Source organism: Arthrobacter rhizosphaerae (assembly GCF_023062595.1).
Taxonomy (GTDB): Bacteria; Actinomycetota; Actinomycetes; order Actinomycetales; family Micrococcaceae; genus Arthrobacter; species Arthrobacter rhizosphaerae.
In genome coordinates, this window is sequence record NZ_JALLAN010000009.1 from 98,797 (window position 1) to 111,793 (window position 12,997).

General features: G+C 65.9%; 11 protein-coding genes. 7 read left to right on the forward strand and 4 right to left on the reverse strand.

Annotation, left to right across the window (positions count from 1 at the left end; genetic code table 11):
• Positions 1-8: 8 nt before the first annotated feature.
• A complete protein-coding gene (locus MU551_RS13530; RefSeq protein ID WP_247045381.1) occupies positions 9-800 on the reverse strand; it encodes a TIM barrel protein in 792 nt (263 codons plus the stop codon).
• Positions 801-944: 144 nt separating this feature from the next.
• On the opposite strand from MU551_RS13530, the gene MU551_RS13535 reads away from it, so the two are divergent.
• Both MU551_RS13535 and MU551_RS13540 read left to right on the forward strand, forming a co-directional pair.
• On the forward strand, positions 945-1,517 hold the full coding sequence (locus MU551_RS13535) for an MOSC domain-containing protein (RefSeq protein WP_247045383.1): 573 nt from the start codon (positions 945-947) through the stop codon (positions 1,515-1,517).
• 51 nt (positions 1,518-1,568) lie between these two features.
• Complete coding sequence (locus tag MU551_RS13540; RefSeq protein ID WP_247045386.1) at positions 1,569-2,507, forward strand: 5'-3' exonuclease; 939 nt, start codon at positions 1,569-1,571, stop codon at positions 2,505-2,507.
• Here the strand turns inward: MU551_RS13540 and MU551_RS13545 are convergent.
• The 3 genes from MU551_RS13545 to MU551_RS13555 all read right to left on the reverse strand — a co-directional run bounded on the left by MU551_RS13545 (position 2,470) and on the right by MU551_RS13555 (position 7,962).
• A complete protein-coding gene (locus MU551_RS13545; protein ID WP_247045389.1) occupies positions 2,470-3,525 on the reverse strand; it encodes an MsnO8 family LLM class oxidoreductase in 1,056 nt (351 codons plus the stop codon). The two genes, MU551_RS13540 and MU551_RS13545, sit on opposite strands and share 38 nt — an antisense overlap.
• A gap of 66 nt (positions 3,526-3,591) precedes the next feature.
• Positions 3,592-4,197 carry a dihydrofolate reductase family protein gene (locus MU551_RS13550; protein WP_247045391.1) on the reverse strand — a complete coding sequence of 202 codons (606 nt, stop codon included), beginning with the start codon at positions 4,195-4,197 and terminating at the stop codon, positions 3,592-3,594.
• A 108-nt stretch (positions 4,198-4,305) separates the two neighbouring features.
• Positions 4,306-7,962, reverse strand: coding sequence for an ATP-binding protein (locus tag MU551_RS13555; protein ID WP_247045393.1), 3,657 nt, complete (start codon positions 7,960-7,962; stop codon positions 4,306-4,308).
• Between the two features lie 189 nt (positions 7,963-8,151).
• Here MU551_RS13555 and MU551_RS13560 point away from each other — a divergent pair, with 189 nt between their 5' ends.
• The 5 genes from MU551_RS13560 to MU551_RS13580 all read left to right on the forward strand — a co-directional run bounded on the left by MU551_RS13560 (position 8,152) and on the right by MU551_RS13580 (position 12,967).
• The gene (locus tag MU551_RS13560; protein ID WP_247045395.1) at positions 8,152-8,541 is read left to right on the forward strand and encodes a hypothetical protein; all 390 of its coding nucleotides are present in this window, start codon (positions 8,152-8,154) and stop codon (positions 8,539-8,541) included.
• 9 nt (positions 8,542-8,550) lie between these two features.
• Complete coding sequence (locus tag MU551_RS13565) at positions 8,551-9,006, forward strand: SRPBCC family protein (RefSeq protein ID WP_247045397.1); 456 nt, start codon at positions 8,551-8,553, stop codon at positions 9,004-9,006.
• Positions 9,007-9,102: 96 nt separating this feature from the next.
• The gene (locus tag MU551_RS13570; protein ID WP_247045399.1) at positions 9,103-10,401 is read left to right on the forward strand and encodes an SWIM zinc finger family protein; all 1,299 of its coding nucleotides are present in this window, start codon (positions 9,103-9,105) and stop codon (positions 10,399-10,401) included.
• Positions 10,398-11,864 carry a DUF5691 domain-containing protein gene (locus MU551_RS13575; protein WP_247045401.1) on the forward strand — a complete coding sequence of 489 codons (1,467 nt, stop codon included), beginning with the start codon at positions 10,398-10,400 and terminating at the stop codon, positions 11,862-11,864. The genes MU551_RS13570 and MU551_RS13575 overlap by 4 nt, the downstream gene beginning before the upstream one ends.
• On the forward strand, positions 11,861-12,967 hold the full coding sequence (locus tag MU551_RS13580; RefSeq protein ID WP_247045402.1) for an ATP-binding protein: 1,107 nt from the start codon (positions 11,861-11,863) through the stop codon (positions 12,965-12,967). Before MU551_RS13575 ends, MU551_RS13580 begins: the two co-directional genes overlap by 4 nt.
• Positions 12,968-12,997 lie beyond the last annotated feature (30 nt).

The following is a 12,997-nucleotide window of genomic DNA, read 5'->3' on the forward strand; positions in this document are numbered from 1 at the left end:
CCGTTATGTCAGGCAGTCGAGTTGCTCACAACGGCAACGCGGATGCTTTGAAGGGATTCTGCTGATTTGCCCGTGGATGGGGTGTATTCCAGACCGATTCCTCCCTGGTATCCGAGATCTTTGAGTGCGCGGATCTGCTTCTTCCAGTCAACCGAACCTGATCCCGGCTCGTGGCGGCCGGGGTGATCGGCCACTTGGACGTGGCCTATCAGGTCGATGGAACCAGTGAGAACTTCTGCGGGGTCCTCGTCCATCACCACCGAGTGGTAGAGGTCGTAGAGCATTTTGACGTTGGCCGACTCCACGTCGCGAAGGATCTCAAGCGCCAACGGGGTTGAACTGAGGTAGGTGCCGACGTGGTCAATCCGGTTGTTCAGGTTCTCGAGGACCAGGGTAACTCCAGCATCCTCCGCGTAGGGTGCCGCCGCCCGCAAAGCAGCGGTCAGAGCCTTCCTCTGCTCGACGTCAGTAGCAACTTCCCGGGTCTCCCCCGCCACCAGAACAAGGTTGGGAATCCCGAGCCGCTGCGCGATAGGCAAAGACTCCTGCACGGCCGTGACGAACTCGTCCTGCCGTGCGGGGTCAACAGCCTGGCTCTGGGGCTCGCTGACCATCGTGATGGTCGAGAGTCCTGTTTCTCCCAATGCCCGTTCCATCGCGTCTATGTCCTTGTTGCGCCAGAGCCAGAACTCAACCGCGTCGATGCCGGACTCTTTGACAGCCTTCAGCTGCGGAAGCGACATTGGCTCGCCGAACTCGCGGAAGAGCATCTCGGTGCATACCGATAGTTCATAACTCATTCGCTGCCCTTTTCTCCCTGTCTGGTGGAACCACCACTAGGAGATTATGCCAGCACAGGCAAAGAGCGCACCGGGCTCCGATCTCGCCCTGGAGAGGCATCCGCCACTTAGCATGGAAGAGGGCCGACGCGATGGAAGGGTTGAGTGGTGAAGAGCTACAGGTACGACGTCGAGATCGTCCACCTGCTCGTGTCTCCGGAGCACGCCTACTTCGGCCGGGCCAAGGACGGCGCAGCGGACGTCCCGACGGCGGATGCTGACCGGGTGGAACTCGTGGCCGGCAAAGGGATTGTCGGTGATCGGTTCTTCGGCAAGGCTGCGCACATGGATGCAGCAGTGACCCTGTTCGCCGTGGAGGCTCTCGAATCCATTGCCTCAGACCTCGGCGTGGGGCCGCTGGATCCGCTCCTGACGCGGCGCAATATCGTCCTCAGAGGCGCCGAGCTCGCCCCGCTTATCGGTGAGGAGTTCGCGTTGGAATCCCACGGAGCCCTGGTCCGGCTACGGGGCGGACGGCCTGCCCACCCTTGCGCCTGGATGGACAAGGTTTTAACGCCGGGAGCGCACGCGGCGATGCGGGGGCGTGGGGGCCTGCGCTGCCAGCCGCTTTCGGATGGCATCCTGCACCGTGGGCCGGCCACGCTGCTCAGCCCCGTGCCCCTCCAACCTGAGCTGGCCGGTACGGCCACCGTGCTGAGACCCACACGGTTGCCGTAACCCAGGGCTCTGACGCAAGCTGACTGCCCCTGATGTGTGTCAGGATCAGATATGCCTGACCGCCTGATGCTGCTCGACACTGCGTCGCTGTACTTCCGTGCCTTTTATGGCCTGCCCGATACGATCCGCCGCGGCGACGGCACCCCGGTGAACGCCGTTCGCGGTCTCCTGGACATGATCGCGCGGCTGACTACCGACTACGATGCGACCCACCTCGTTGCATGCTGGGACGATGACTGGCGCCCGCAGTGGCGCGTGGACCTCCTACCGACCTACAAGTCGCACCGGGTCGCCGAGGTGGTAGCGGGCGCTGCCGATGTTGAGGTGGTGCCGGACGCGCTTGAAGCGCAGCTTCCGCTGATTCGCCGGGTACTGGAGCTCGCCGGCATCGCCGTGGTGGGGGCTCCCGAGCATGAGGCCGACGACGTCATCGGCACCTATGCCAGCCACGCCGACCTTCCTGTCGACGTGGTGACCGGCGACCGCGACCTCTTCCAGGTAGTTGACGACGCCCGCCAGGTGCGCGTCATCTATACCGCCCGGGGGATGAAAAACCTGGAAGTCATTACGGAGATCGTCATCGTGGGCAAGTACCGTGTGCTGCCCCAGCAGTATGCCGACTACGCCACGCTCCGCGGCGACGCTTCCGACGGGTTGCCGGGCGTCGCCGGCATCGGCGAAAAAACTGCGGCCTCGCTGCTCAAAGAATATGGCACGCTCGAAGGGCTTTTGGAGGCGGCGTTAATTGCAGGAAGCGGGCTGTCAGCGCCGGTTCGCTCGAAGCTCGCCGCGGCCGCTGACTATCTCGTGGTGGCCCCAACCGTCGTTAACGTCGTGCGAGATCTCAAACTGCCGACGCTCGAGGAGGCGGGCGCGCAACTGCGTCCTGTCCTCGGTGATTCGCGCGTCGAACTGGAACGGCTCGCAACCGACTGGAACCTCGGTGGCTCAGTCAGACGGCTCCTCGAAGCCCTCGACCGGCGTCAGTGAGACTTTCGGCGTCCGCGTGCCAACTCCGGGAAAAGATCCCGGCCAAGAGCCGGTCGGATTCTGACTGGCCGACGACGTCGAAAGCCCCTCCGGTCACCAGCAGTTCATCGGCTCCAGTAGCCTCAGCCAGGCTTTCGAGCTGGCGCCGGACTTCCGCTGCGGTGCCGTATATCGACGTCGAGAGGCTGCTTTCGAGGGCAGTGTTCTCCCGGGGACTCAGCGTGCCCTCCTGGTCGTTGTCCACAGGCTCCAGGGCAGCGAATGAGCCTGTGGTCCGGGACCGCGCGAGCGCGATCGCTTCAGGCAGAAGCAGTTTCCTGGCATCATCCGGGCTCGGGCCCACAGCAACGTTGACGGCAACCATGACGAAGGGCTTGTCGAACCAGCGTGATGGACGGAAGCGCGCCCGGTACCTCTCCAAGGATGGTATCTTCCCGCTCTGATCGGTCTTGAATACCGCTGGCCCTCCCAAGACCACGGCAAGGCCGGCCCGAGCCGCAGTTTCGATCCCAGATCCCGTGGCCAGCACAAAAACCGGAGGGAGCGAAGCGTTCCGCGGGCGCACCGTAACGGACGCGGACCCGGACAGGTAGCCGAGGAGTTCGATCAGATCATCTTCAAACCGCTCCGCGTCCGCCTTCCCGCTCTTCAGGGCTTTCCGGACGGCCTGTGTGAAACCGACCGACCGGCCCAGGCCCAGATCGATCCGCCCGGGATAAAGTGCCTCAAGGGTTGCCGCCTGTTCTGCGACCACCAGCGGCTGGTGGTTGGGAAGCATAATCCCACCCGAACCGACTCGAATGGAATGGGTGCGGCCGGCAATTGCTGCCATCAGCACGGCGGGGACCGATCCGGCGATGCCAGGGACCGCATGGTGTTCTGCCACCCAAAATCGGTGGTATCCGAGTTCCTCGGCCAGCCGTGCGCGGTCCAACACCCGATGCAGGGCTTCGGAGGCGGAAAACCCCACCCTGCTGTTGGCGCGGTCGAGGATGGATATCCGTGCGGGTAGGAGCATATGAGGTTGAACCACCGTGGTCCCGGAGGAATTCCTCCTTCAATGGGAAAGCGTCCCAGGCGTGGCCTAAATGCTGGCTGAGAGCCCGTGCGATGAAACGGATCTGTTTACTCGATATTCCAGCTCGATCAGCCCTTTGTCGTACGGCTTCGCGCTCAGCAGGTTCAGTAGGGTGGGATCCTGGCCGGCGGGAAACACGCCCCGCCCCGACCCAATCGCGACGGGCATAACAACGAGCCGCACACCGTCAACTTCGCCGGCATCGAAGAACGCCTCGCTCAGCGTGAGGCTGCCCCAGAGAACTACGGTGCCCTCGATCTCACCCTTAATGCGGCGGATCGCGTCCACGGCATCGCCGGACTCGATGGTAGCTTCCTGGTACTCTCCCCACGGCGCCTTCTCGAGCTGCCGGGAGAACACAAAGCGGCGGAGCCCGTTCAAAGCCGGTGCAATGATTTCCCCCTCTGATGCAGGAGTTGGCCAGTACTCCACAAACATCCGGTAGGTGGATGCCCCGAGCACCATGGCGTCGACAGTTTGGAGCCAGCTGAGCTGGTTCTGGTCGAACTCCGCGGTGCCACCCTCGAGCAGTTCGTAGGCGTTGAACTCGTTGTTCGCGTTGGCTGCGAACCCATCGGCGGTCACGAACTGCTGGACAACCAGTTGTCCCATGTTCGGCTCCTTCCCTGCGTCGTTCGAGGGACACTACGCCGCGCCGGGACAACCTTCAACCCCTGCGAAAATGCCAATCGTTACCGGCCCTGGCAGAACGCCGCGGCGTCAAAGCAGCTGAGCGATCGCCGCCAGGTTCCCCTTGGCCCGGTAACAGCGGGCAGCTTCCGTCAGGGCTGCCTCACCGCCGGCAGGATCGCCGCGCGTGAAGCAAACACTGGCCACGATCCGATGCATGTCGCCGCGCAAGTTCGGCATCTCTGCCGGCGCCCATCGAAGTGCCTCGAGGGCAAGATCAAGCGCGCGGTCAGGGTCTCCCGAAGCCGCGACTGTCGCGGAAGCCGCTGCGCGGAGGGCCTGTGCCTCCACAGCTTCTGCCGGTGCAGTCGCCATTGCCATCGCGGCCAGCTCGGCAGCCTCGTCCAGGTGCCCCATCTCATGTAGCAGCAGCGACAGACGGGCGGCAGATTGAGTCAGGTTCTCGCGCTCGCCGGTACGCCGAGCATATTCGAGCCTGACCCGAAGGGCCGCCTCAGCCGAGTCAAGGTCGCAGGCGAGGAGCGCTGCCACTCCTCGGGCTGCCGCCACGAACATGTTGAGACGCGGCGCGTGCAGAGTCTCCTCCACCACCCGGTGGGCTCGGTCGAGCAGCTCCACGGACTCGTCGAAGCGGCGCTCCATCGCGCAGAGGACGCCCGTGTGAATCAGCAACCCGGGGTGCTCGATCCATGGGAGAGCCAGCGTCCCGATCTCGGACAGGCACCGGCGCGCAGGCGCAGGGCCGGTCGTCAGAACCTCTGCGAGCACCCAACGTGTAGCCATACGCTCCCGAACGCTACCGGCGCGGTCGGCGAGCTCGAGAGCGGCTCTTAGTGCCCACGCTGCGTCGGTGAGGCGCCCCTGCCTCTGCCGGACACAGCCTTGGAGAAAGATCGCGCGGCCGCGGCCGCCGTCGTCGCCCCGCAGGGAGTAAAACGACCCCGCCGCCGCCGCTTGCCCCTCGATCGATGACAACGACATCGGATCCGGGCTGAGGATCAATTGGATACGGGTGTGCTCGAGCGTGGCCGTCCGTGCGGCGACTTCGTCTCCGGCAATGTCGGCATCCCGGGCCAGCTCCAGCAGGAGTTGCTGTGCCTCTGCGAACCGGCCGAGCACGAGATCGACTTCGGCGAGGGTCTGGGTCAACGCGGGCCGCTCCGGATCGCTGCTTGCCATCATTTCCCGCGCCCGGGACAGCAGGTTCTGGGCAGCGCTCTCATCGGACCGGGCGACGGCGCGTCCCCCCGCGGCGGAAAGGTGGGCAACTGCCTGGGCTGCCAGGAACCCGTCATCGCTGCCGATGGCCCGAAGGCTGAGCACAGCCTGCTCCGAGTGGTAGCCCACCACTTCGTCGAACTCGGGTGGCCGCTGGCGCGGGCTATCCAGGAGCCACTGCGCATAACGCCGATGCAGCGCCACCCGGTCCAGATGCGTCATGGAGCGGTACGCAGCGAGCCGGATCAGCACGTGCCCGAAGCGGACAGTCCTGTCACTCCTGCCCGTCAGCAGCCTCCGGCGCTCAAGGACGGAGAGATGCCGCTCAACATATGTCGCTGCCTCGTCCGGCAAAAGGGCTGCCAGCGCGTCGCGGTCACAATCGTCTCCGACCACCGCGGCCACTCTGAGGAGATCCCGCTCGCCGGGTCCCAGCCGGTCAAGCCGTGCTGCGAGAAGGGCACGGAGTGACACAGGGAGTGCGTCGAGGTCTGCCTCTTCCTGCGCCGCGAGGAGCTGTTCGGCGAACAACGGATTGCCGCGGGCGCGGTCGACGATCGTACTGACAGCGGCATCGTCAATCCCGGGCGCCCGGTCCCGCAATAATGTCACCACGTCATCGGCGGGGAGCGGATCGAGTAATAGCGCCTCGGTCCAGTCGGGGCGCTGGTCCAGCAGCTCGGGACGGCCGAGACAGAGCACCAGCAGCCTGCCTTTCCCGGACCGGACTACCTGGTCGATGAGGTCGAGCAGCGTCGTTTCGGCCCAATGCAGGTCATCGAGAACCAGCACGAGGGGCTGCCCGGCGGAAAGCGCATCCAGCAGCCGGACGGCCGCACGCAACACAGCCGGCACAGTAACCGTGCCTGGGGCCAGACCCAGCCCGGCTGCCACCACCGCAGCGTCCTTGGGTGCGAGCTCCGCCAACACCGGCCAGCCTCTGTCCCCGGCGGCATCGAGGAGTGCTTCGCGGAGGGGGAGGAACGTGACGCCCTCGCCGTAGGGCGCACAGCGACCCCACGCCACCAGCGCTTCGCCATCCACGCTGCGCGCGAAATCTGCGGCGAGCCGCGTCTTGCCGATGCCGGCCTCGCCGACCACCGTCCACCGCCTCGGCTGTCCGGACCGGACGGCCGATCGGAAGGCAGCACGGATCCTTGCCAGTTCCTCCACCCGCCCCACCATCGCGGAGTCAAAGCGGAGCCTGGCGCCGGCGTCATCCATCATCCCGATGACGCGCCACGCCGCTCCCCCGCCATGGGGGACGGGCACCACCACGGCCGCACCCCGAACCAGCCGCAGCGTCCGTGGACCGATTACCACGTCACCGTCGCGTACCAGGCGCTGGAGCCGGAAGGCGGAGGTGACCGCTGGACCAGACACCATATCTGCGAGCGACCCGCCTGACCCACTCACCACAATGTCACCGGTTTCGACGACGATGCGCGCAGCATGGCGAACCACCGGTTCGTCGGCCGTCCCGATCTGGTCGCAGACCTCAGCAGCGGCACGAACCGCCCGCACGGCGTCGTCCTCGTGCGCGACGGGAAAACCGAAGAACGCGACCAGGATGCCACCCACGACAGGCTCCACACGCGCCCCATAGGTGCGAAGCACGCTGGCAGCCACCGCGTTCGCACGTGCGCCGGCCGCAGCCAGCGCCTCGGCGTCCACGGCCTCGGAATCCTCCGAGGCCGGCACGATCTCGAGGACGACCACCGTAACCATCCGGCGCTCATTGGGCAGCCAGCCTTCGGCGGAGGCCGGCATCGGGGGCCGCCTTCCGAGGGAGGGGTCTTGGCGGAGCACGGCGGCCTCGATCTCCCGCAGGCCGGGGCCCGGCTCGATGCCGAGCTCGTCCACGAGCAGATCCCGGGCGGTGCGGTACGCCGCGAGCGAGTCGGCCTGCCGGCCCGCGCGGTAAAGGGCGAGCATCTGAAGGCCACGCAGCCGTTCCCGGAATGGGTACTCGGCGACGAGCGGGTCGATCTCGGCCATCAGGCCCTGATCCCTGCCAAGCTCGAGGTCGGCTTCGATGCGCCCCTCGAGCGCGGCCAGCCGGAGCTCACCCAGGGCGGCTATGGTGCTCTGCGCGAACGGATGGTAGGTGAAATCCGCGAGCGCCGGTCCGCGCCAGAGTGCCAGCGCCTCCGCGAGTAGTTCGGAACGCAGCTCTGCCGGCTGGCCGGAGGCTTCGTCCACGAGGTGCTTGAAACGACCGGCATCGACGTCCCCCGGTTCGATGGCGAGCCGGTAGCCGTTTCCCTGGGTGACCAGCAGCTTCGGGTGACCCAAGTCCTGGCGGTCGGGTTCGAGCAGCTTGCGCAGCTTCAGGACATGCAGCTGCACAACGGTGCTCGCGGTCGGAGGGGGCTGTTCGCCCCACAGCTCGTCAACGAGACGCTCGGACGATACGGCGTCACCTGCATGCAGGACAAGCATCGCGAGGAGAGCACGGGCGCGGCCGGCCGGTACATCCAGGCGCCGGTCTCCGTCGCGAACCTCCATCGGTCCGAGGATGCAGAATTCCACCAACGAGCCTCCCCCGCCAGATCCCCTCGCACACCAATCTAGCACCGCGGAACCAGGCTTGACCGAGGCTTTGCCCAGGCCTTTAGCGAGGCTTTAGGGGCCGGGAAGATCCTAGAGGAAAGCGGTACCCAAAAGAAGAAAAAGAAGAAAGTAAGGAGAGACACCATGAACACAACATTCGTTTACGTCGGCAACTTTAGGATCAAGGAGGGAAAGGTTGAGGAAGCGAGGAAGCACCTGACTGAGCAAGCCGGGATCTTCGAGACCAACGAGCCGCGGCTCATCGCTTTCCATTTCTACATCGACGACGACACACGCCAGGTGACGAGCGTTCAAGTCCACCCGGACGCGGATTCCATGGCGGCCCACATGGAGCTGATCAGCAAGCACCTCGCTGCCGGCCTGGACTGGCTGGACGCTATCGAGCTCGAGCAGTACTACGGCGAAAAGTCGCCGCGCCTGGCTGAGCTCTTGGAGCCGTGGTCGGCCCCGGACATCCCCGAGCGCTACCTTCCGGAGCACCTTGCCGGCTTCAACCGCAGCACGGTCCGCTAAGGAGGGGTGATGATCATCATCGAGAGCAGCGAGTTGATCGGCCGGCCGGCCGATCAGGTGTTCGCCTTCGTATCCGACATACGCAACGATCCGCAGTGGCATACGGACATCCTCGACGCAGAGTACGACGCCTCGGGACCTGCCGGACCCGGTCCCGGCGCTACCTTCCATACGCGGTTCAAGCCGTTTATGGGACAGACCGAGGGGACGGGCACAGTCACTGTGTACGAACCTCCGCGCCGTGTGGTGCTTACCTCGCAGATGGGCAATATGAAGCCTGTCCTGACCCTCACTGTGGAGCCCGACGCCGGCGGCTCGCGGATCACCCGCCGCCTGGATATGGAGCCCACGGGGATGCTGCGGATCGTAGCGCCGTTCACCGGCGGCATGATGCGCAAACACAACGCCGGCTTCCTCACTAACCTCAAACGGGTCCTCGAGGCCGACAACTCCGAGGAACGCTGACCCGGAAGGGCCCAGGAGGCGTCGCGTTGCTTCCTGGGCCGCCAACACAGCCCGCTTTCCCTTGCAGCACCCCGCGCATCGGGCACAATGGGCATCATGGTGCGTTGGAGCGAGGAGAGAGTGGTCGGCGCCGCCCCGGACCAGGCCTCCTTGACGGCTGCCCGGAAACTGGCTCATCCGGGCCCGTGGTCCGATACCGGCAGCAACGATGTCCTGGTGTGGGGCAAGTGCCAGGGCAGCGGACGGACCCCGTACCAAGTGAGTGTGGACACTGCCACGCCCGCATATCGTTGCTCGTGCCCCAGCCGGAAGTTCCCGTGCAAGCACGCGCTGGCACTGCTTCTCCTCTGGGCAAGGGGGGAGGCGGCCGACGCCGGTGAGGAGACCGCTGACTTCGCGCAGGAATGGGCAAACCAGCGGGAGGACCGGGCCGCCGCCCGTGAACGCCGCTTGTCCGGGCAGCAGCCGGATCCTGTAGCCCAGGCCAAGCGGCTGGCTGACCGATTAGGGCTGATGGACGCTGGGATCGCGGACTTTTCCCGTTGGTTGACCGATCTGGTGCGGACGGGGCTGGCAGCAGCCCGCAACCAGCCGTACTCCTGGTGGGACGGTGTGGCTGCCCGCTTGGTCGACGCCCAACTCCCCGGACTCGCCGAGCAAGTGAGGGCGATGGGATCTGACGTGCATGCCCGCACTGACTGGGCCGATCATCTGCTTTTCCACGCGGGTCGCTGGTGGGCCCTGACCAAAGCGTGGGCGATGAGGGACCAAATGACCCCTGAAGAGTTTGCGGATCTCCGGGTGGCCCTGGGATGGGCAACGGCCACCGCCGGGGTTCAGGGCACCGAGGCCTTGCCAGGCCCCTGGCTGGTCCTTGGCGCACACCGGACTGACGACGGGCGGCTCCAGCAACAACGCACCTGGATCCGCGGACCCGGTGGAAGGGTCGCCGTCGTCCTCGACTTTGCAATGCAGGGTCAAGCACTCGCAACACCGCAACTGGCCGGGGCTGAGCTGGACGTCGCCGTCGCGCTGTACCCAGGCTCGGCACCGCCGCGGGCCATGTTCACCACGCCTGTTGCACCGCGTGGATTGGTCCGCAGCCTTGGTGAGGGCTGCAGCATTGCGCAGGCCTTGGAACAGGAATCGGCGGCCGTCGCTGCCTCGCCGTGGCGCGAGCGTTATCCGGTGCTGTTGAGCGGGGTCCGGGTTTCCGCCGCTGACCCCGGCTGGCTGCATGATGGATCTGGTGACGCCCTGCCTATTGTCGATGCGTCCCTGGATTCCTTGTTGGCACTTACCGGCGGCTATCCTGTCGACGTGTTCGGCGAACTGGAGGAGGGCCGCGTGCGGCCGCTGACCGTCGTCGTCGGCGAAGCGGTGATGACCCCATGAGCTGGCTGGCTGAGCTCCGGACCGCTGCGCTCCTCGGCACGGGACGGCACGAACCGCCGTCGCCGCCCGGAGATCTGGGGTTCCAGCCGCCGGATGGCCTGTCGCGGGAGGAGTCTTTGCTCGACCAGGCAGCCTTGGCCGACGTCGTCACCCGTGCACTTCGCCGGGCCAGCAGTATCGATAGAGCGATCGGCACCGCGGACCGGCACAATGAGGCTGCCCCACCGGACGATGCCCCGGAAGTTTCGGGCGACGCAGCCCGGTTGCTGGAACTGCTGCTCACCCAACCACCGGTCGGCCTGGAGCTCCGCGCGCAGCTGGTGACGGACTGGCTGCAGCTTGCTACGGAATCCCGACGGCGGGTCCCGCACCGCCTGCTCCCGGCACTGCTAACTCTCGCTAAGACTAAGCGGGGTATTGCGGAACATTTGTACCCCGCCATCGGAGCCCGGGGCCGCTGGCTTCAGGACATCATTCGGCCTGAAGAAGCGGCGGTGTCCCCCGGGAGCGTGACTGATTGGGCAGAGCTTGGCAGCGCGGATGCCGCCGTAGAACTCGAACGGCTCCGGCTCGCCGATCCTGGGGCCGCCCGCCGATTGTTGCGGACGCAGTGGGAGACCTTCAGCACGCGGGAACGCGCCGCCCACCTGGGCACCTTCGCAACAAACATCCAGGCGGAAGACGAAGACCTGCTTGAAAAAGCCTTGGATGACAAGGCAAAGAGTGTGAGGGAGGTGGCCGCGAGCCTGCTGGACCGGCTTCCCACCAGCGCCCGCGCCAGCAGGATGGCGGCCCGGTTGCGCCCGCTGCTGCGTGTCAAAGGATTGCTGCGCAAACAATTCGAGATCGATCTGCCTCCTGATCCGGATGCCGCAGCCTTGCGCGACGGCATCGCTCCGGATCCCCGCACCGGTGAACCGGACCGGCTCGGCCGCCTGGACACGATCATCAGAGGTGCTCCCCTCGACGTGTGGACGACAGTGACCGGCCGCAGTCCGGCAGCAACCCTTGCACTGCTCGAAGGCGAAACCCGGGTCATCAACGCGATTCTCGACACAGCTGTGCTTCGCGCCGACCTCGACTGGGTCCGTGCGCTGTTCAGCGTCCGGAAGGACGCGCGCTTACTGAACTGCCTGCCCCACCGCGAGCGCGAGCTCTCACTCGTGCGTTATATCCGCGACGGTGCGAATCCACTATCACTGGTCCCATTGCTGCGGGACATGCCAAGGCCATGGGCCCGGCCGCTGGCTGAAGAAGTGCTCAAGCTGGTTACTGCCAAGAACGCCGGCCAGCTGGCCGCGATGCTGGCCGGCTTCCTGTCGCAGGCGATTCCGCTCGACCTGGCCGATCAGTGCCGCGGCCTGCTGGAACGTTCAGACGAGGACGCAGCACGGCGCCGGGTGCTTCGTGATGTCGTACAGTACCAATCATTCCGACAATCACTGACGGAGGCCTTCCCATGACCGATGCCTACTCCCCTATGGACGTTCTTCGCGCCCACGCCGAGGACGCCTACGCCGAGGAACTCAGGGAGCTGGCCGCTGCGGACGACCGGCCCCGGCCCCCCAGCTGGCGCCTCTCGCCATGGGCAGTGGCCACCTACGTCCTTGGCGGCACCCTGCCGAACGGCGTCGAGATCAGTCCGAAATATCTGGGCTCGGCGCGCCTCGTGGAAATCGCTGTGGCATCTCTTGCCACGGACCGGGCACTGCTGCTGCTTGGGGTACCCGGCACTGCGAAGACCTGGCTGAGTGAGCACCTCGCCGCGGCCATTTCGGGTACGTCCACCCTCATAGTCCAAGGCACCGCGGGGACCCCGGAGGAGGCACTGCGGTACGGCTGGAACTATGCGCGGTTGCTGGCCGACGGCCCGTCGCGGGCAGCAATGGTCGCCGGGCCGGTGATGCGCGCGATGGAGACCGGAAGCCTCGTCCGGGTGGAGGAGCTCACCCGCATCCCCTCGGACGTGCAGGATTCCCTCATCACCATCCTCAGCGAGAAGATCCTGCCGATCCCTGAGCTGAATGCCGAAGTCCAGGCGCGCAAGGGATTCAACGTCATCGCCACGGCCAATAACCGGGACAAGGGAGTCAACGACCTCTCATCGGCACTGCGCCGCCGCTTCAACACCGTGGTGTTGCCGCTCCCGGACAGCCTGGACCAGGAAGTGGAGATCGTCACCACCCGGGTTCGCAGCCTCGGCACGGCCCTGGAGCTTCCGGCCGACCTGGCGGCACTCTCCGAGATCCGCCGGGTGGTCACCATCATGCGGGAACTGCGTGCCGGGGTAACGCAGGACCAGCGCACCACGCTGAAGTCGCCGTCGGCGACCCTTTCCACTGCGGAGGCTATCTCGGTGATGACAAACGGACTGTCCCTCGCCGCGCACTTCGGTGACGGAACCGTCAGGGCACCGGACGTGGCGGCAAGCCTGGTGGGCGCTGTGGTGAAGGATCCCGTGCAGGACCGGGTGATCTGGCAGGAATACCTGGAGACGATCGTGCGCAACCGACCGGACTGGAAAGACCTCTACCGGGCCTGCCGCGACCTTGAGACCTCGAACTGACCGCCGTCGAACCGACCTCTGACCTGACCA